Below are 17,132 nucleotides of genomic sequence, written 5' to 3'. Positions count from 1 at the left end.
GGTGGGGTGGGTGCCCGGTTCGTTTTGATGGGCGGGCCCCCACCCCCCCCGCTTTTTTTGCACCCCGGCCGGGGCGTGTTGCGCGAGGCGGGAAAGATGCCTTGACAACCTGCCACCGGCCGTGTTTGGGCTTCGGATCGGGGTTGCGGGGGGTCTGGGTTGGCTTGTGGCCGGGTTGGCTTGTGGCCGGGTTGGTCTTCGCGGGCGCCTTGGGTGGGTCCCGTGGGTGGTCGTGAGTGGTAAGGCGAGTTCTAACTCGCCTTACCACTCACGAGCTGGTGGTCAGGTTAGGCGCTCGATTATTGTTGCGTTGGCCAGGCCGCCTGCCTCGCACATTGTTTGGAGGCCGTAGCGTCCTCCTGTTTGCTCCAGTACCGATAGGAGCGTTGTTGCCAGCCTTGCTCCGCTCGCGCCCAGGGGGTGGCCCAGGGCTGTTGCTCCTCCGTTGATGTTCACCTTGGCCGGGTTTGCTCCGGTTTCGTGCTGCCAGGCCAGTACCACGCTGGCGAATGCCTCGTTGACCTCGAATGCGTCGATATCCTTCAGGCTCAGGCCCGCCTTGGCCAGGACCTTGTGGGTGGCCGGGATGATTCCCGTCAGCATCAGGAGGGGGTCGTCGCCGGCTACCGCGAAACTGTGGATTCGGGCTCGGGGCTTCAGGCCCAGGGCTGCCGCCGTTTCGGTGCTGGTGATCAGGAGGGCTGCTGCGCCGTCGTTGATCGGGGAGGAATTGCCCGCCGTCACGTGCCAGCCCAGGTTCGGGAAGCGCTGTTCCCAGATGTCCGCGCGGAACGCCGGCTTCAAGCCTGCGAGGATTTCCTGGGTGGTGCCCGGGCGGACCGTCTCGTCCGTGGTCACCTCGCGCAGGGTGCCGTCGGGGGCGGGGGCCTTCAACGGTGCCACTTCGGCGGCGAACCTGCCGTCGGCCCATGCCCGGGCGGCTCGGTGGTGGCTTTCCGCCGAAAACTCGTCCAGCCGGGCTCGGGTGAAGCCCCATTTTGCGGCGATGAGCTCCGCGCTGATGCCCTGGGGCACCAGGCCGTCCGGGTAGCGGGCCGCCACCTGGGGGCCGAACGGGTCGCGGCCCGCCACCTGGCTGCCCATCGGGACCCGGCTCATCGACTCCACTCCCGAGGCGATCACCACGTCGTACGCGCCGGCGATCACCCCCTGGGCCGCGAAGTGGATCGCCTGCTGGCTGCTGCCGCACTGGCGGTCGACCGTCACCGCGGGGACCGACTCCGGCAGGCCGGCCGCGAGGGCGGCCCAGCGGGCCGTGTTCATGCTCTGCTCGCCGACCTGGCCGACCGCGCCGCTGATCACGTCGTCGATGCGGGACGGGTCGAGGCCCGTGCGGTCGACCAGTGAGCGCAGTGCGTGGGCGTGGAGGTCCACCGGGTGTACCCCGGCCAGTGCTCCGTTCGGCTTGCCCTTGCCGATCGGGGTTCGTACCGCGTCGACGATCACCGCGTCCGTCATGGCGTCTGCCTCCTCGCAGATCGGGATTGCCTTCGGTATACGCCGGGTGAGTTGGATTCCACAACTCAGCTGTTCCGCACGTCACATGCGGCTGACGTGCTAGGTTGGATTTTCAATCCCGTGGAGGTGGCATGGTCCGGCGTGGTCGCGAGTGCTCGGTCGCCGAGGCGCTGGAGGTCGTCGGCGAGCGGTGGAGCCTGCTGGCGCTGCGGGAGGTCATGCTGGGGGAGCGGCGGTTCAACCAGATCGCCGAGAACACCGGTGCCAGCCGGGACATCCTGGCCGCGCGGCTGCGCAAGCTCGTCGACGCCGGGGTGCTCGAGAAGGTCCAGTACGAGAGCCACCCGCCGCGGCACGAGTACCACCCGACCGAGGCCGGCCGCGCCCTGCAGCCCATTCTGCTGGGGCTGATGGCCTGGGGCGACAAGTACGTCCACCAGGGCGAACCGCCCACGCTGTGGCGGCACGCCTGCGGCGAGGTGCTGGAGCCGGCCACCGTCTGCGCGCACTGCGGTGACCCGGTGAACGCCCCGGGCACCCGGGCGATCCGGCTGGGTGCCGTGCACTGACCCCGGCTCCGCAACGGCCTCCTCGCATCCCCCGCGAGGAGGCCTTTTCCGTGTCCGGCCGTTGACTTGAGACGCGCGTCACTGTAAGTCTTGAACGAATCAGTGCAAGAACCTGACAGATGGCCGGTAGATCGAGGCAGCTGTCGGGAAGATTCCGGTTTCGCTCCGAGTCGTCTCCCTCCTCCCCGGACCAGAGGAACCGCATGAGAACGAAGCGTGTGTTGTCACCCGCGGCTGCCTTCGCCGCCCTGTCCCTGCTCCTCGCCACCCCCGCCGCCACCGCCACCACCGCCGCCCCGGCGAGCGCGGCTCCGGCCGCCGTCCGGCCCGCGGCGCAAGCCGCCTCGGCGACCTTCACCGCCAGCAGCCAGGTCGCCGGCTATCCCGTTTCGAACGTCGGCGACGGCAACCAGGCCACCTACTGGGAAAGCACGAACAACCAGTTCCCGCAGTGGGTCCAGGCCGACCTCGGCGCCCCGACGGACGTCGCGCAGCTCGTGCTCAAGCTGCCGGCCGCCAACTGGGGCGCCCGCACCGAGACGTTCAGCGTCCAGGGCAGCACCGACGGGAACACCTTCACCGACCTCAGGCCCTCGGCCGGGTACGTGTTCGACCCGGCCAAGGCCAACACGGTGACCGTGGACGTCACCGGCAAGCCCCGGTACGTCCGGCTCACCGTCACCGCGAACACCGGCTGGCCCGCCGCGCAGCTGTCCGAGTTCGAGGTACACGGCCCCGCCGGCGGGGACACGCAGCCACCGTCGGCGCCCGGCAACCTCGCCTACACCCAGCCCGCGAGCGGGCAGATCCGGCTCACCTGGTCGGCGTCGACCGACAACACCGGGGTCGCGGGCTACGACGTCTACGCGAACAACCAGCTCCGCGGCAGCGTCGCCGGGAACGTCCTGACCTACACCGACAGCCAGCCCGACGGCACGACGGTCTCGTACTTCGTGCGGGCCAAGGACGCCGCCGGCAACCAGTCGGCGAACAGCGCCGCCGTCACCCGCACCGGCACCCAGGCCGGCACGAACCTGGCGCCGGGCAAGCCGATCACGGCGTCCTCGACGGAGTGGACGTACGCCGCGGCCAACGCGAACGACGACTCCCTGAGCACCTACTGGGAGGGCGGCGGCGGGACCTACCCGAACCTGCTGACCGTCGCACTGGGCTCGAACGCCGACCTCAGCCAGGTCGTGGTCAAGCTCAACCCCGACCCCGCGTGGGGCCCGCGGACCCAGACGATCGCCGTCGAAGGCCGGGAGCAGAGCTCGGCCGCGTTCACCACCCTCGCCGCCGCGCAGACCTACAGCTTCAGCCCGGCGACCGGCAACACCGTGACGATCCCGCTCGCCGGCCGCGCCGCCGACGTCCGCCTGCGCGTCACCGCCAACTCCGGCGCGGGCGGCGGGCAGGCCGCGGAATTCCAGGTCTTCGGCGTGCCCGCGCCCAACCCGGACCTGACGGTCTCGGGCGTGTCGTGGTCGCCGCCGAACCCGGTGGAGACCGACGCGATCACCACGTCGGCCACCGTCCGCAACGCCGGGACGGCGGCTTCGGGTGCCACCAACGTCGCCTTCTACCTCGGCACCACCAAGGTCGGCACGGCGAACGTCGGCGCCCTCGCGGCCGGCGCGTCGACGACGGTGTCGGCGAACATCGGCACCCGGGACGCGGGCAGCTACCAGCTGACCGCGAAGGTCGACGAGGCCAACACCGTCATCGAGCAGAACGAGGCCAACAACTCCTACACCGGCTCAACGGCACTCGTCGTGAGCCCGGTGCCGAGCTCCGACCTGGTCGCGGCGACGGCGTGGTCACCGGGCACCCCGTCCGCGGGCACCTCGGTCACGTTCACCACGACCCTGCGCAACCAGGGCACGATCGCGTCCGCGAGCGGTGCCCACGGTGTCACGGTGACGATCACCGACCAGAACGGGACCGTCGTCAAGACGCTCAGCGGCACCTACACCGGGACCATCGCCGCGGGCGCCACCGCGGCCCCGGTGACCGTCGGCAGCTGGACCGCGGCCAACGGCCGCTACACCGTGAAGACGGTCGTCGCGAACGACGCCAACGAGCTGCCGGTCAAGCAGGGCAACAACACCGCCACGCAGGCGTTGTTCGTCGGCCGGGGCGCGAACATGCCCTACGACATGTACGAGGCCGAAGACGGCGTCCTCGCGGGCGGCGCGGCCGTGGTCGGCCCGAACCGGACCATCGGCGACCTCGCCGGCGAAGCGTCGGGCCGCAAGGCGGTCACCCTGAACTCGACCGGCTCGTCGGTCGAGTTCACCACCCGCGCGGCGACCAACACCCTCGTCACCCGGTTCTCCATCCCGGACAGCGCGGGCGGCGGCGGGATCGACGCCACGCTGAACGTCTACGTCGACGGCACGTTCCTCAAGGCCATCGACCTGACCTCGCACTACGCGTGGCTCTACGGCGCCGAAACCGGCCCGGGCAACTCCCCGGGCGCCGGCCCGCGCCACATTTACGACGAGGCCAGCGCCATGCTCGGCACCTCCGTGGCCGCCGGCCACAAGATCAAGCTGCAGAAGGACGCGGCGAACACCACGAACTACGCGATCGACTTCGTCAACTTCGAGCAGGCGACCGCGCAGGCCAACCCCGACCCGGCCCACTTCGCCGTGCCCGCCGGGTTCACCCAGCAGGACGTGCAGAACGCCCTCGACAAGGTCCGGCAGGACCCGACGCTCACCGGTGTTTACCTGCCCGCCGGGGCCTACGCGCTGTCGAGCAAGCTGAACGTCTACGGCAAGGCCGTCACGGTCACCGGGGCCGGGCCGTGGTTCACCAAGTTCTCCGCGCCTTCGGGCCAGGAGAACAGCGACATCGGCATCGACGTGCAGTCGAGCGCGAACGGGTCGACGTTCAGCGGGTTCGCGGTGTTCGGGAACTACACCTCCCGCATCGACGGCCCCGGCAAGGTGTTCAACCTGACCAACGTGGCCAACCTGACGATCGACAACATCTGGGTGGAGCACCAGGTGGTCATGGTCTGGGGTACCAACGTGGACAACACCACGATCAAGAACTCCCGGATCCGCGACACCTTCGCCGACGGCGTCAACCTCACCAACGGCAGCACCGGCAACCACGTCGTCAACGACGAGGCCCGGTCCACCGGCGACGACAGCTTCGCGCTGTTCGCCGCCACGGACATCAACGCGGGCAACCAGTACGACAACGTGTTCGAGAACCTGACCGCGCTCACCCCGTGGCGCGCGGCCGGGCTGGCGGTGTACGGCGGGTACAACAACACCTTCCGCAACCTCTACATCGCGGACACGCTGACCTACGCGGCGATCACGATCAGCTCGCTCGACTTCGGCTACCCGTTCCTCGGGTTCGGGCCGCAGCCGACGACGGTCCAGAACGCCTCGCTCGTCCGGGACGGCGGCCACTTCTGGGGCCAGCAGACCTTCCCGGCGATCTGGCTGTTCTCCGCGTCCAAGGAGTTCCGGGGCATCCGGGTGTCCGATGTGGACATCCAGAGCCCGACCTACAGCGGCATCATGTTCCAGACCAAGTACGACGGCACCACGCCGGAGCACCCGGTCGAGGACACCGTGCTGGCGAACGTGTCGATCACCGGCGCCCATCGCAGCGGGGACGCCTTCGACGCGAAGTCCGGGATCGGCATCTGGGCCAACGAGCTGCCGGAACCGGGGCAGGGCCCGGCCGTCGGCTCGGCGACCTTCACCGGCCTCACGCTGAGCGACAACGACCAGGACATCCGCAACACGACGTCCACCTTCACCATCAACCGCAGCTGAAGCACCCGCACGCGGGCCCGCCGGGAAGCCGTTCCCGGCGGGCCCGCCCCGTGCCAGGATGGCGCTGGAGGTGGTCGGCGTGCGGATCCTGGTCACGGGCGGCACCGGTCGGCTCGGCTCGGCGGTGGTGACGCGGCTGCGCGCGGCGGGGGAGGAGGTCCGCGTGCTCAGCCGGCGTCCCGGACCGGACGTCGTCCGCGGCGACCTGCGGACCGGCCGCGGCATCGACAGCGCGGTGGCCGGGACCGACGTCGTCGTCCACTGCGCCACCGACTACGTCGGGCGCGAAGCAGCGCTCGCGCGCACCCTGGTCGAGGCCGCGCGCTGGGCCGGCGTGCCGCACCTGGTGTACGTCTCGATCGTCGGCGTCGACCGCGTGCCGCTCGGCTACTACCGGGCCAAGCACGAGACCGAAGAGCTCGTCGCCGCTTCGGGACTGCCGGTCACGATCCAGCGCGCCACCCAGTTCCACGGCCTCGTCCGCGGCCTGCTGGCGGGCGCGTCCCGGCTGCCGGTGGTGCCGGTGCCGCGGATCTCCTTCCAGCCGGTGGACGTCCGCGACGTGGCGAGGCGGCTCGCGGACCTCGCGCTGGCCGACCCGGCAGGCCGCGCGCCGGACTTCGGCGGCCCGGAGATCCTCGCGGCGGCGGAGCTGGCGGAGGCGGTCGGCGAGGCGAGCGGCCGACGTCGGCGGATCGTGCCGGTGACCGTGCCGGGCGAGGCGTTCCGGGCCTACGCCGGTGGCGGCCACCTGGCGCCCGGCCACCGCGACGGCGAGATCACCTTCCGGCAGTACCTGGCCGAGCGAGCCGCTCACGGAGCACCGGTCCATCGCGACGATTCTTGACCACCTGCCCGCATAGGTCATATGTTTGGTGGGCTTCGCGGCCCGTTTTCCGCCCACGCCGAACGGATGACCCATGCCGGAACTGCCTCTCCCGCCGTCGCGGCGGACCTTCCTCAAGCTCGGTGGCGCGGTCGGCGCCGGCGTGGCGCTGGGTGGCCTGCATCCCTTTACTGCCAACGCGGAGGTCGTGCGTCCGACGTCGGAGGCGCTGGTCCCCGCCGGACCGGCGACCACGCTGTGGTACCCGTCGCCCGCGAGCGAGGACAAGATCATCCAGGAGGGGCTGCCGATCGGCAATGGTCGGATCGGTGCCCTCGTCGGTGGCGATCCCGCCGCCGACTTCCTCTACCTGGCCGACGCGTCCCTGTGGACCGGCGGGCCGAACGACGTCCTCCAGGACGACGGCCAGTTCCCCTACGAGACGGAGAAGTTCGGCACGCTCGGCCTGCTCGCGAAGCTGCGGATCGCCGTCCCGGCCCACACCGGCGTGACGGACTACCGGCGCACGCTCGACCTGAGCAACGGCCTGGTCGTGATCACCTACCGGCACCAGGGTGTGCAGTACCGCCGCGAGTACTTCGCGAGCCACCCCGACGACGTCGTGGTGATCCGGCTCAGCGGCGGGCCCGTCACCGGGTCGGTGGTCCTGGAACCCACCCGCGGCGAGCCGCCGGCCGGCGCGGGCGCCTTCACCGGCGCGTTCGCCAACGGCCTGAAGTACGCGTGCACGGTCGCCGGCGGGACCGCGTTCAGGGGCAGCGACGTCGTCATCGTGGTCAGCGGCGGCACGAACTACGTGCCCGACGCGGCGCGGAAGTTCCTCGACGCTTCGCTGGACCCGCTGGCCCTGGCGAAGCGGAAGGCGGCCGCCGCACTGGCCGCCGGTGGTGGTGCCCTGCGCGCCACGCACGTCGCCGACTACCGGCGGCTGTACGACCGGATGAGCGTGGACCTCGGCCAGTCGCCGCCGGCGAAACGGGCGCTCGACACGTGGTCGCGGCTGGTCGCCCGCCACGACGACCCGGCGACGGCCGATCCGGAGCTGGAGGCGAGCTACCTGCAGTTCGGCCGCTACCTCACCATCACCGGCTCGCGCGACGGCCTGCCGATGGGCCTGCAGGGCCTCTGGCAGAACACCAACACCCCGGACTGGATGAGCGACTACCACACCGACATCAACGTCCAGATGAACTACTGGCTGGCCGACCGCGCGGCGCTGCCCGGGAGCTTCACTGCCCTGGCCGACTACTGCCTCGCGCAGCTTCCCGTGTGGACGGACACCACGAACCGGCTGTTCAACGACCCGAGGAACCGCTTCCGCAACACGAGCGGGAAGGTCGGCGGCTGGGCGGTCGCGTTCTCCACCAACATCTACGGCGGCTCCGGCTGGTGGTGGCACCCCGGCGGTAACGCCTGGCTGTGCAACTCGCTGTGGGACCACTACGCCTTCACCCAGGACAAGGCCTACCTCGCGCGGATCTACCCGCTGCTCAAGGGGGCGTGCGAGTTCTGGGCGGCTCGGCTGGTCCCGATGACCGTCGACGGCCGCGAGGTGCTGGTCGACGACCACGACTGGTCGCCGGAACACGGGCCGCAGGACACCCGCGGGATCACCTACGCGCAGGAGATCGTGTGGGACCTGTTCGAGCACTACCGCGAGGCGGTCGCGGTCCTCGGCCGCGACCGCGCGTACGGCGACCGGATCGGTGGCCTGCAGCGGCGGCTGTACCTGCCGAAGGTGAGCCCGGTGACCGGCTGGCTCGAGGAGTGGATGTCGCCGGACAACCTCGGCGAAACCACCCACCGGCACCTGTCGCCGCTGATCGGGTTGTTCCCGGGCGACCGCATCGCCGCCGGCACGGCGCCGCCGGAACTGCTCGACGGCGTGCGGGCGCTGCTGGTCGCGCGCGGGATGGACAGCTACGGCTGGGCGACGGCGTGGCGCTCGGCGTGCTGGGCGCGGCTGAAGGACGCCGGCCGCGCGTACCAGCTGCTGCTCACGGTGCTGCGGCCGTCGGTGGCCAACGGCAACGGGACCGCCCCGAACTTCTTCGACATGTACAGCCAGGGCAGCTACACGATCTTCCAGATCGACGCGAACCTCGGCGCCCCCGCCGCGATGATCGAGATGCTGGTCCACTCCCGGCCCGGCGTCGTGGAACTGCTGCCGGCGCTGCCCGCCGCGTGGGCCGCCTCGGGCCGGGTGACCGGCATCGGGGTCCGCGGCGGGTTCGAGCTGGACCTCGAGTGGCGCGCCGGAAAGGTCACCCGGGCCGTGCTCCGCAGCGTCGGCGGGACGCGCACCGAGGTCCGGGCGGGTGAGTGGCGGCGGACCGTGGCCCTGCGGCCCGGCACGTCGGTGACGGTCCGGCCTGGTTGAGGCGCCGCCGGTCGCGGCCCGGCGCGGTCTTCGCGAAGATCGGCGCAGACCTGACCGACCGGGAGGAGCGCACACGATGATCCGCTGGGCGACGTTCGACTGCTTCGGCACGCTGGTGGACTGGCGGCACGGCATCGCCACCGGCATCGAGCTGCTCTTCCCCGGCCGCGGCGCCGGGCTCCTGGAGGTCTACAACCGGTTCGAGCCGCAGGTGCAGGCGGAAACGCCGGTGCGGCGCTACCGGGAGGTGCTGGCCGAGTCCCTGCGCCGGACCGCCGCCGAAGCCGGCCTGGAGCTGGGGCCCGACGACGCGTCCGTGCTCGGGACCGGGCTGCCGTACTGGCCGGTCTTCCCGGACACCCGGGCGGCGCTCGCCGGGTTGCGGGCGGCGGGCTGGCGGCTCGCGCTGCTGACCAACTGCGACCGCGACCTCATCGGCGAGACCCAGCGGCGGCTCGCGGTGCCCGTCGACGCGATCGTGACTGCGGAAGACGCCGGCGAGTACAAGCCCGGCCACGGCCCCTTCCGGCGGTTCGCCGCCGCCTTCGAGGCCACCCCGGCGAACTGGGTGCACGTCGCCCAGAGCCACTTCCACGACATGGTGCCGGCCCAGGCCCTGGGCATCCCGCGGGTGTGGGTCAACCGCCACGACGACCCGCACGACCCGGCCGTGGCCGACGCGGTCCTGCCCGGGCTGGCCGGCCTGCTCCCGGTCGTCGAGCGGGTCCACGCCGCGGCCCGCTGACCGCCCTCACACCGGCCGCACCCGGGCTCGGCGGCCGCCGGACAACGCGGCCCACCACGACCGCGCCGGCCGCCGCTCCTTCGCGGCCCGCACCAGCGGCGCCGGGGGCTGCCCGGTCCGGTAGTCCATCTCGACCTGCACCCAGTCGTAGATCCAGTCGCCTCGCATGGCGGCTCCTTTCCTCGTGGGCTTCACGGTCGTCCTGAGGTGCGGGCGCCCGCATCGGGTGATCACGCACTTGCCGGGCGGCGGACCCCTTACCCCGCGGCCGTTCGTTATCGTGGCCGGGTGGTGGCGACGACGTTCCTGTTCGTGCCCGGTGACCGGCCCGAACGCTTCGACAAGGCCCTCGCCGGTGGCGCCGACGTCGTGATCCTCGATCTGGAGGACGCCGTCGCGCCCGCGGCCAAGGACTCGGCGCGTGCCTCCGTGGACGAGTGGCTGGCGAGCCATCGCGCGCTGGTCCGGATCAACGCACCGGGCACACCGTGGTTCGGCGCGGACGCCGCCCTGGTGGCGGCGCGGGGCGTCCCCGTGATGGTGCCGAAGGCCGAGAACCCCGGGGTGCTCGCCGGGTTCCGCGAGGTGGTGGCCCTCGTCGAGACGGCGGCCGGGGTGGAACGCGCCGGCGAGCTGGCCGCGGTGCCGTCGGTGACCCGGCTGGCGTTCGGCAGCATCGACCTCGCCGCCGAGCTCGGCGTCGACCCGGAAGACCGCGAGCCGTTCGCCTACGCGCGCTCGCGCCTGGTGATCGCCTCGGCGGCGGCCGGCCTCGCGCCGCCGGTGGACGGCGTCACGACGAACGTGGGCGACGACGCCGGGCTCGAAGCCGACGTCCGGTACGCGCGCCGCCTGGGGTTCGGCGGCAAGTTGTGCATCCACCCGCGTCAGGTGCCCGTGGCCCGGGCGGCGTTCGCCCCGGCGGAGGCCGAACGCGAGTGGGCCCGGCGGGTCGTGACGGCGGGTCCCGGGGTGTCCGTTGTGGACGGCCGGATGGTGGACGAACCGGTGCGGGCCCGCGCCCGCCGCATCCTCGGCGAGTGAGGCGCTACACGGCTCCCTGACGCCGCAACGCCGCCCCGTCGAAGCCGAACTCCGCCAGGACCGCGTCCGTGTGCTCGCCCAGCGCCGGTACCGCGGCCATCCGCGGCGCCCGGCCGGCGACGGTGATCGGCGGCAGCGTCGCCTGAACCGGCCCGCCCGGCGTCGGCACCTCGGCGAACCGGTCGCGCGCGGTGAGCTGCGGGTGGGCCAGGACGTCCGGGAGCTCGCGGCGGCGGGCGTGCGCGATCCGGCCCGCCCGCAGGCGCTCCTCCAGCTCGGCGCCGGTCAGCGTGGCGAAGACCGCGTCGATTCCGGTCTCCAGCGCGGCCCGGTTCGCCACCCGCGCGCTGCCGGTGGCGAACCGCTCGTCGGTGACCCAGTCCGGGCGGGCGACGGCGTGCTCGCAGAACGCCGCCCACTCGCCGTCGTTCTGCACCGCCAGCACCAGCTCGGTGCCGTCGCCCGCGGCGAAGGTGCCGTACGGCGCGATCGCCGCGTGGCTGGTGCCGGTCCGCGGGGGCGGTGTCCCGCCGTAACCCGCGTAGTACAAGGGAAAGCCCATCCACTCGACCAGCGAGTCGAACAGGCTGACCTCCAGCTCGGTGCCGTGCCCGGTGCGCTCGCGGTCGTAGAGCGCGGACAGGATGCCGGAGAAGGCGTACATGCCCGCGCCGATGTCGGCGGCGGGGATGCCGCTCTTGGCCGGCTCGGCTTCCGACCCCGTCACCGAAACCAGCCCGGCCTCCGACTGGATGAGCAGGTCGTAGGCCTTCGCGTCGCGGTACGGGCCGGTCGAGCCGTACCCCGACACCGAACAGGTGATCAGCCGCGGCCGCGTCGCGCGCAGGGCCGCGGCACCGAGCCCGAGCCGGTCCGCGACGCCGGGCGCGAAGTTCTGCACGAAGACGTCGGCCCGGTCCAGCAGCGCGGCCATCACCCCGGGTGCGGCGTCGCTCTTCAGGTCGAGCGTGACGCTCTCCTTGGACCGGTTGAGCCAGACGAAGTGGCTGGAGAGGCCGTACACGGTTTCGTCGTAGGCACGGGCGAAGTCACCGCCGCCCGGCCGCTCGATCTTGAGCACCCGGGCGCCGAGGTCGGCCAGGTGCCGGGTGGCCAGCGGCGCCGCGACGGCCTGTTCGCACGACACGACGGTGACGCCGTCGAGGGGCAGGGAAGGCATGGGCCGCATCCTGCCACCCCCGGTAAGAGCGGGCCGGATCCGCTGGAGTTTCGGGCAAAACCGTTGACGCTCCTTCGGACGGGCTTGCACTCTGAATCGGATCAGCTGACCCCCGCGACCGGCGAGCGAGGTACCCGATGGGCAGGGTGCGGCAGGCCGACATCGCCCGCGTGGCCGGGGTTTCCCAGGCGACGGTGTCGGTGGTGCTGGGCGGCAACCGCACCGGGGTCCGGCTGGCCGAGTCGACGCGGCTGCGGGTGCTGGAGACCGCCCGGCGCCTCGGGTACGCCGATCCGCTCGTGAAACGGCCGGCGTGCCACGACCTGTTCGGCATCCGCGCGGCCAGCCCGGCGTTCGAGGCGCACCAGCCGGTCCTGGCCGGCGTCGAGGCGGAGGCGGCCGCGCTCGGCAAGGACCTGATCATGTTCACCGGCCCGGGCCCGGCGCCGGTCCGCCGCACCCGGCTCGCCGACGGCTGCCTGTTCCTCGGCGAACCCGTCCCCGGCGAGCTGCTCGCCACCGGGTTCCCGGTCGTCCACATCGGACGCCGCACCGACCCCGGCGGCCGCGTGCCCTGCGTCGACGTGGACTACGCGTCGGCTTCGGCGGAGGTGCTCGTCCGGCTGGCCCGGGCGGGGCACCGGCGCATCCGCTACCTGCGCGAGCCGGCCGACACCGCGGCGGCCCGCGAACGCGAACGCGGGATCCGCACCGCGGCCGCCGGCCCGGACCCGGTGGTCCGCACCGACGGCACCGGCCTCGACGCGAGCGTGATCCGCGGTTGGCTCGACGAGGGCGTGACGGCCCTGGTGGTCGAGGAGGCGGTGTTCGCCGCGGCCCGGCGCGCGCTGACCGCGGCGGCGGTCACGGTCCCCGGCGACGTCTCCCTGGCGGTCCTGGGCCGCCCCCCGGCCGGGACGGCGGGCCCGGAGGTCAGCGGCTTCGAGGTGCCGCGGCGCGCGGTCGGGCGCGAAGCGGTGCGGCTGCTGGCATCGGTGGTGGACACGGGGGCAGGTGAGCACCGGCTGCTCACCTGCCCGCCGGTGCCGGGGGAGACGATCGCGCCGGTCGCGTGAGCCTCGGCTCAGCCGGTGACCGGAAAGCCCGTCGCGCCGGTCGCCTGAGCCCGGCTCAGCCGGTGACCGGGGTCAGCAGGACCGCGTACTTCGGGTTCCGCTGCGTCGTCGTGCCGTGCTTGAGTTCCGCGGTCGCCGCGATCTGACCGTTGTCGTTGATGGCCCAGGCCGCCTCGATCGTGACGCCCGCGTCCGCCGGGATCAAGGCGTCGAGGTCGGTGCGGACGCCGTCGCGGTACACCCAGCCGCGGCGGCCGTCGCCGACCACGGTGCCGGCGCGGTTGATCGCGAACGCCGTGCCGGAGGTCGTGGCGCCGAGGTCGGGCCAGAGGTCGGTCACCCTGCCGTTCGCGAACAAGACCGGGTGGCGCGGGGCGAACTCGTCGCCGTCGAACCCCGCCGCGCCCACCGCGACCCCCGAGGCGTTCATGGCGTGCGCCTCCGACCACGTGCTGCCGGCGAGGTTCCCCAGCGGCACCACGGTCCCGTCCCGCCACACCACGGCCTCGGCCTGGTGCGTGTCGGCCGTCGGGGACGCCACCCCCAGCACCTGGCCGTCCTGGCCGATGCCGAACGCCTCGGCGGCCGCGCCGCCGGGCAGGTGGGGCAGGATCGTCGTGACGCCGTTCCGGTACAGCCACGCCTGGCCGGTGTCCAGGCCGCTGCCGGCGATCCGGCCGGCGTTGTCGATCGCCACGGCCCGCACTTCCTGGTCGCCGGGGAGCGGGACGTCCAGGGCGGTCGGCTTGCCGTCCCGCCACAGCACCGCCTCGGTCCGGATCGGGAAGTTCAGGTGCGCGGCGCCGACCACGGTGTCGCTGTCGTTCAGGCCGAACGCCTCGGTCGCCGCGGCCAGGTCCGGATCGGTGGTGTCGAGGCCGGGCAGGGCGGTGAGCTGCGCGGGGCTGGTGCCGAGGTAGGCCGTCTGGCCGCTGAGCCCGCGGAAGGTCCCCAGGCCGGCGGTGTGTCCGGCCGCGTTGACGCCGAACGGCTGGTTGCCGAACGGCAGGTTCGTCGAGCCGATGAAGGTGACGGTGTAGTGCACGGGCGCGGCCGCCGGTACCGGCGGCGCCGCCACGAAGGCGAGCGCCGCCGGGATCAGGCCGAGCGCCTTGGCGAATCTCGTTACCACGTCTGCACTCCTGTTCTGGTGGAAACACGAGGACAGCGGGAAATACGCGACTTGGTTACGGGATCACCGGGCTACGGCCGCATTCACGGAATCCAGATGATCAGGTCGGTCGAGAAGATGCCGTTGTCGCAGTAGTACGACGGCCACCGACCCTGCCGGTACCCGGTTTCGCCGACGGCGACGCACTGGACCTCGCCGCGGATTCCCCCGCCGAAGGTCTGGTACAGCGCCCAATGCCCCGCCTTGGCCTGCTGGGACGTCTTGGCGGGCAACGGATCGGCGGCGGCCGGAACGGCCGCGGCCGGCGACCCCAGTGCGGCCACGGTGGACGCGATGATCAGCAACTTTTTCATGAGACCCCCTCATGGACGGCAGCGGAATGCTGCGTACGCGACCGAGTATGGCCCCGCCGGAATTCACCGGCCACCACAAAAAACGGTGCCACTCGGATGGAGCAAGGGGGTGAATGATCTGTTTACGGGCCATTCCATCGTGAAATCGGCAATTTTGCCGCTTCCCGGCGGCAATTGCCGGACCCGGCCCAGGCGCCGGGCCCGCGACCGTCCCAGCAGGCGCGCAGCCAGCGCACCCGGCCATCCGGGTGATAGGAATGGCCGGTGACCGACACGAACCTGATCGAAGCCGCCGCGGCCGAGGCCGTCACGCTGACCAGCGAGCTCATCCGCATCGACACCACCAACACCGGTGACCCCGACACCCTGGTCGGGGAGCGGACGGCGGCCGAGTACGTCGCGGAGAAGCTGACCGACGCCGGGTACGAGATCACCTACGTCGAGTCGGGCGGGAAGAACCGGCACAACGTCTTCGTGCGCCTCGAGGGCGCCGATCCGGGCCGGGGGGCGCTGCTGATCCACGGGCACCTCGACGCCGTGCCCGCCGACGCCTCGGAGTGGTCGGTCCACCCCTTCTCCGGCGCGATCCAGGACGACTACGTCTGGGGCCGGGGCGCGGTCGACATGAAGGACATGTGCGGGATGGCGCTCGCGCTGGCCCGCCACTACAAGCTGAACAACGTCGTGCCGCCGCGTGACCTGGTCTTCGCGTTCCTGGCCGACGAGGAGGCCGGCGGCCAGTACGGTGCCCAGTGGCTGGTCGAGAACCGGCCGGAGCTGTTCGAAGGCGTCACCGAGGCGATCAGCGAGGTCGGCGGGTTCTCCATCACGCTCAAGGACGACGTCCGCGCCTACCTCATCGAGACGGCGGAGAAGGGCATCCGCTGGATGAAGCTGCGCGTGCGCGGCACCGCCGGGCACGGCTCGATGATCCACCGCGACAACGCCGTCACCAAGCTCTCCGAGGCCGTCGCGAAGCTCGGCAACCACCGGTTCCCGCTCGTGCTCACCGACTCGGTCAAGGAGTTCCTCGCCGGTGTCACCGAGATCACCGGCTGGGACTTCCCGGAGGACGACCTCGAAGGCTCGGTCGCCAAGCTGGGCAACATCTCCCGGATGATCGGCGCGACCCTGCGCGACACCGCCAACCCGACCATGCTCACCGCCGGGTACAAGTCGAACGTCATCCCGTCGGTCGCCGAGGCCGCCGTGGACTGCCGCATCCTGCCGGGGCGGCTGGAGGCGTTCGACCGCGAGCTCGACGAGCTGCTCGGCCCCGACATCGAGAAGGAGTGGATGGAGCTGCCGCCGGTCGAGACGACCTTCGACGGCGCGCTCGTGGACGCGATGACCGCCGCGGTGCTGGCCGAGGACCCGGGCGCGAAGACGCTGCCGTACATGCTTTCCGGCGGCACCGACGCGAAGTCCTTCCAGCAGCTCGGCATCCGCAACTTCGGCTTCGCGCCGCTCAAGCTGCCGGCCGACCTGGACTTCTCGGCGCTGTTCCACGGTGTCGACGAGCGGGTCCCGGTGGAGGCGCTGAAGTTCGGCACCCGGGTGCTCGACCGGTTCCTGCGCACGTCCTGATGACCGGGTTCGCGCTCGCCGACGGCACGCTCCTGCAGGTCATCCGCCGGGGCGACCCGGCGGCGCCGGTGACCGTGGTGTTCGTCCACGGCTACGCGCTCGACCAGCGCAGCTGGGGCCGGATCGCCCCGCTGGTACCGGACGCGGCGGGCGGGCCGGTGGCCGTGCTGACCTACGACCAGCGCGGCCACGGCGGATCGGGACGGGCGCGGCGCGGCACCGCCACGATGGCGCAGCTCGGCGACGACCTCGCCGAGCTGCTGGCGCGCGAGGTGCCCGAGGGCCGGGTGGTGCTGGTCGGGCACGACATGGGCGGCCTGACGATCATGTCGCTGTCCCAGCGCCACCCGGAGCTGTTCGCCGCCCGGGTGTCCGGGCTGGTCCTGCTGGCGACGTCGTCGGGCACGCTCGCCACCGAGGTGTCGGCGGCCTGGCCGAGCGCGCTGGGGAAGCTGGCCCGCGACCTCGAGACGGTGCTCGGCTCGAAGGTCTTCGGCGTCGTGCGCGAGCGCACCAGCCGCGCGGTCAGCGCGGGCCTGCGCTGGTGGCTGTTCGGCGACGACCCGGACCCGGAGCTGGTCGAGCTGACGGTGAAGATGATCCGCGGCAACTGGCCGCACACCGTCTCGCTGTTTCGGCCGGCGTTGGACGCCTACGCGCGCGAAGCGGCCTTGGCGCAGGTGAGCGGCCTGCCGGTGACGGCGATCGTGGGGGAGCGGGACCGGATCGTGCGCGCCTCGGACGTCGAGCAGTGGGTCCGCGGCCTCGACGCCGGGACGGCGGTGGTGCTGCCCGGCGTCGGGCACGTCGTGCCGCTGGAGGCTGCGGCCCAGGTGCTGCCGCGGGTGGTCGCGCTGGTCAACGCGAGCCACCGGCGCTGAGGCGGCCCGCGGCCAGGAACATCGGCACCGCCACGAACAGCCGGTCCTCGCGGGCCCGG

14 protein-coding genes are annotated in these 17,132 nt (G+C 72.3%); 9 read left to right on the top strand and 5 right to left on the bottom strand.

Translation table 11 applies throughout. The features are described from left to right. Positions 1 to 282: 282 nt before the first annotated feature. Positions 283 to 1,479, bottom strand: a complete 1,197-nt coding sequence (locus tag ABZW17_RS40165; protein ID WP_354826207.1) for a thiolase family protein — start codon at positions 1,477 to 1,479, stop codon at positions 283 to 285. A 131-nt stretch (positions 1,480 to 1,610) separates the two neighbouring features. On the opposite strand from ABZW17_RS40165, the gene ABZW17_RS40160 reads away from it, so the two are divergent. The 5 genes from ABZW17_RS40160 (at position 1,611) to ABZW17_RS40140 (ending at position 9,820) form a co-directional block, all read left to right on the top strand. Further along, positions 1,611 to 2,048: a helix-turn-helix domain-containing protein gene (locus ABZW17_RS40160; protein ID WP_354826204.1), complete on the top strand. Its 438-nt coding sequence runs from the start codon at positions 1,611 to 1,613 to the stop codon at positions 2,046 to 2,048. Positions 2,049 to 2,251: 203 nt separating this feature from the next. After that, positions 2,252 to 5,848: a discoidin domain-containing protein gene (locus ABZW17_RS40155; protein WP_354826201.1), complete on the top strand. Its 3,597-nt coding sequence runs from the start codon at positions 2,252 to 2,254 to the stop codon at positions 5,846 to 5,848. A 58-nt stretch (positions 5,849 to 5,906) separates the two neighbouring features. Further along, positions 5,907 to 6,695: an NAD(P)H-binding protein gene (locus tag ABZW17_RS40150; protein WP_354826199.1), complete on the top strand. Its 789-nt coding sequence runs from the start codon at positions 5,907 to 5,909 to the stop codon at positions 6,693 to 6,695. Positions 6,696 to 6,768: 73 nt separating this feature from the next. Continuing rightward, positions 6,769 to 9,075 carry a glycoside hydrolase N-terminal domain-containing protein gene (locus tag ABZW17_RS40145; RefSeq protein WP_354826196.1) on the top strand — a complete coding sequence of 769 codons (2,307 nt, stop codon included), beginning with the start codon at positions 6,769 to 6,771 and terminating at the stop codon, positions 9,073 to 9,075. Positions 9,076 to 9,151: 76 nt separating this feature from the next. Further along, positions 9,152 to 9,820 carry an HAD family hydrolase gene (locus ABZW17_RS40140; protein ID WP_354826193.1) on the top strand — a complete coding sequence of 223 codons (669 nt, stop codon included), beginning with the start codon at positions 9,152 to 9,154 and terminating at the stop codon, positions 9,818 to 9,820. 6 nt (positions 9,821 to 9,826) lie between these two features. On the opposite strand, the gene ABZW17_RS40135 is transcribed toward ABZW17_RS40140, so the two are convergent. Continuing rightward, positions 9,827 to 9,988 carry a hypothetical protein gene (locus ABZW17_RS40135; protein ID WP_354826191.1) on the bottom strand — a complete coding sequence of 54 codons (162 nt, stop codon included), beginning with the start codon at positions 9,986 to 9,988 and terminating at the stop codon, positions 9,827 to 9,829. 120 nt (positions 9,989 to 10,108) lie between these two features. Here ABZW17_RS40135 and ABZW17_RS40130 point away from each other — a divergent pair, with 120 nt between their 5' ends. Next, complete coding sequence (locus ABZW17_RS40130; protein WP_354826188.1) at positions 10,109 to 10,864, top strand: CoA ester lyase; 756 nt, start codon at positions 10,109 to 10,111, stop codon at positions 10,862 to 10,864. Between the two features lie 4 nt (positions 10,865 to 10,868). On the opposite strand, the gene ABZW17_RS40125 is transcribed toward ABZW17_RS40130, so the two are convergent. Further along, entirely contained in the window at positions 10,869 to 12,044 is a 1,176-nt protein-coding gene (locus tag ABZW17_RS40125) for a CaiB/BaiF CoA-transferase family protein (protein WP_354826186.1), read from the bottom strand. 137 nt (positions 12,045 to 12,181) lie between these two features. Between ABZW17_RS40125 and ABZW17_RS40120 the strand changes: the two genes are divergently transcribed. Then, positions 12,182 to 13,120, top strand: coding sequence for a LacI family DNA-binding transcriptional regulator (locus ABZW17_RS40120; protein WP_354826183.1), 939 nt, complete (start codon positions 12,182 to 12,184; stop codon positions 13,118 to 13,120). Between the two features lie 55 nt (positions 13,121 to 13,175). Here the strand turns inward: ABZW17_RS40120 and ABZW17_RS40115 are convergent, their stop codons facing one another. After that, the gene (locus ABZW17_RS40115) at positions 13,176 to 14,252 is read right to left on the bottom strand and encodes a hypothetical protein (protein WP_354826180.1); all 1,077 of its coding nucleotides are present in this window, start codon (positions 14,250 to 14,252) and stop codon (positions 13,176 to 13,178) included. 83 nt (positions 14,253 to 14,335) lie between these two features. After that, positions 14,336 to 14,605: a hypothetical protein gene (locus tag ABZW17_RS40110; RefSeq protein ID WP_354826178.1), complete on the bottom strand. Its 270-nt coding sequence runs from the start codon at positions 14,603 to 14,605 to the stop codon at positions 14,336 to 14,338. Between the two features lie 264 nt (positions 14,606 to 14,869). Here ABZW17_RS40110 and ABZW17_RS40105 point away from each other — a divergent pair, with 264 nt between their 5' ends. Beyond that, on the top strand, positions 14,870 to 16,192 hold the full coding sequence (locus ABZW17_RS40105) for a M20/M25/M40 family metallo-hydrolase (protein WP_354826175.1): 1,323 nt from the start codon (positions 14,870 to 14,872) through the stop codon (positions 16,190 to 16,192). Further along, positions 16,192 to 17,073: an alpha/beta hydrolase gene (locus tag ABZW17_RS40100; protein WP_354826172.1), complete on the top strand. Its 882-nt coding sequence runs from the start codon at positions 16,192 to 16,194 to the stop codon at positions 17,071 to 17,073. The genes ABZW17_RS40105 and ABZW17_RS40100 overlap by 1 nt, the downstream gene beginning before the upstream one ends. The last annotated feature ends 59 nt before the right edge of the window (positions 17,074 to 17,132 follow it).

The sequence above is a fragment of the Amycolatopsis sp. NPDC004625 genome, assembly GCF_040609695.1.
GTDB lineage: Bacteria > Actinomycetota > Actinomycetes > Mycobacteriales > Pseudonocardiaceae > Amycolatopsis.
The sequence above is the reverse complement of the archived record's forward strand: the minus strand, read 5'-3'. Positions and strand labels throughout refer to the sequence as shown.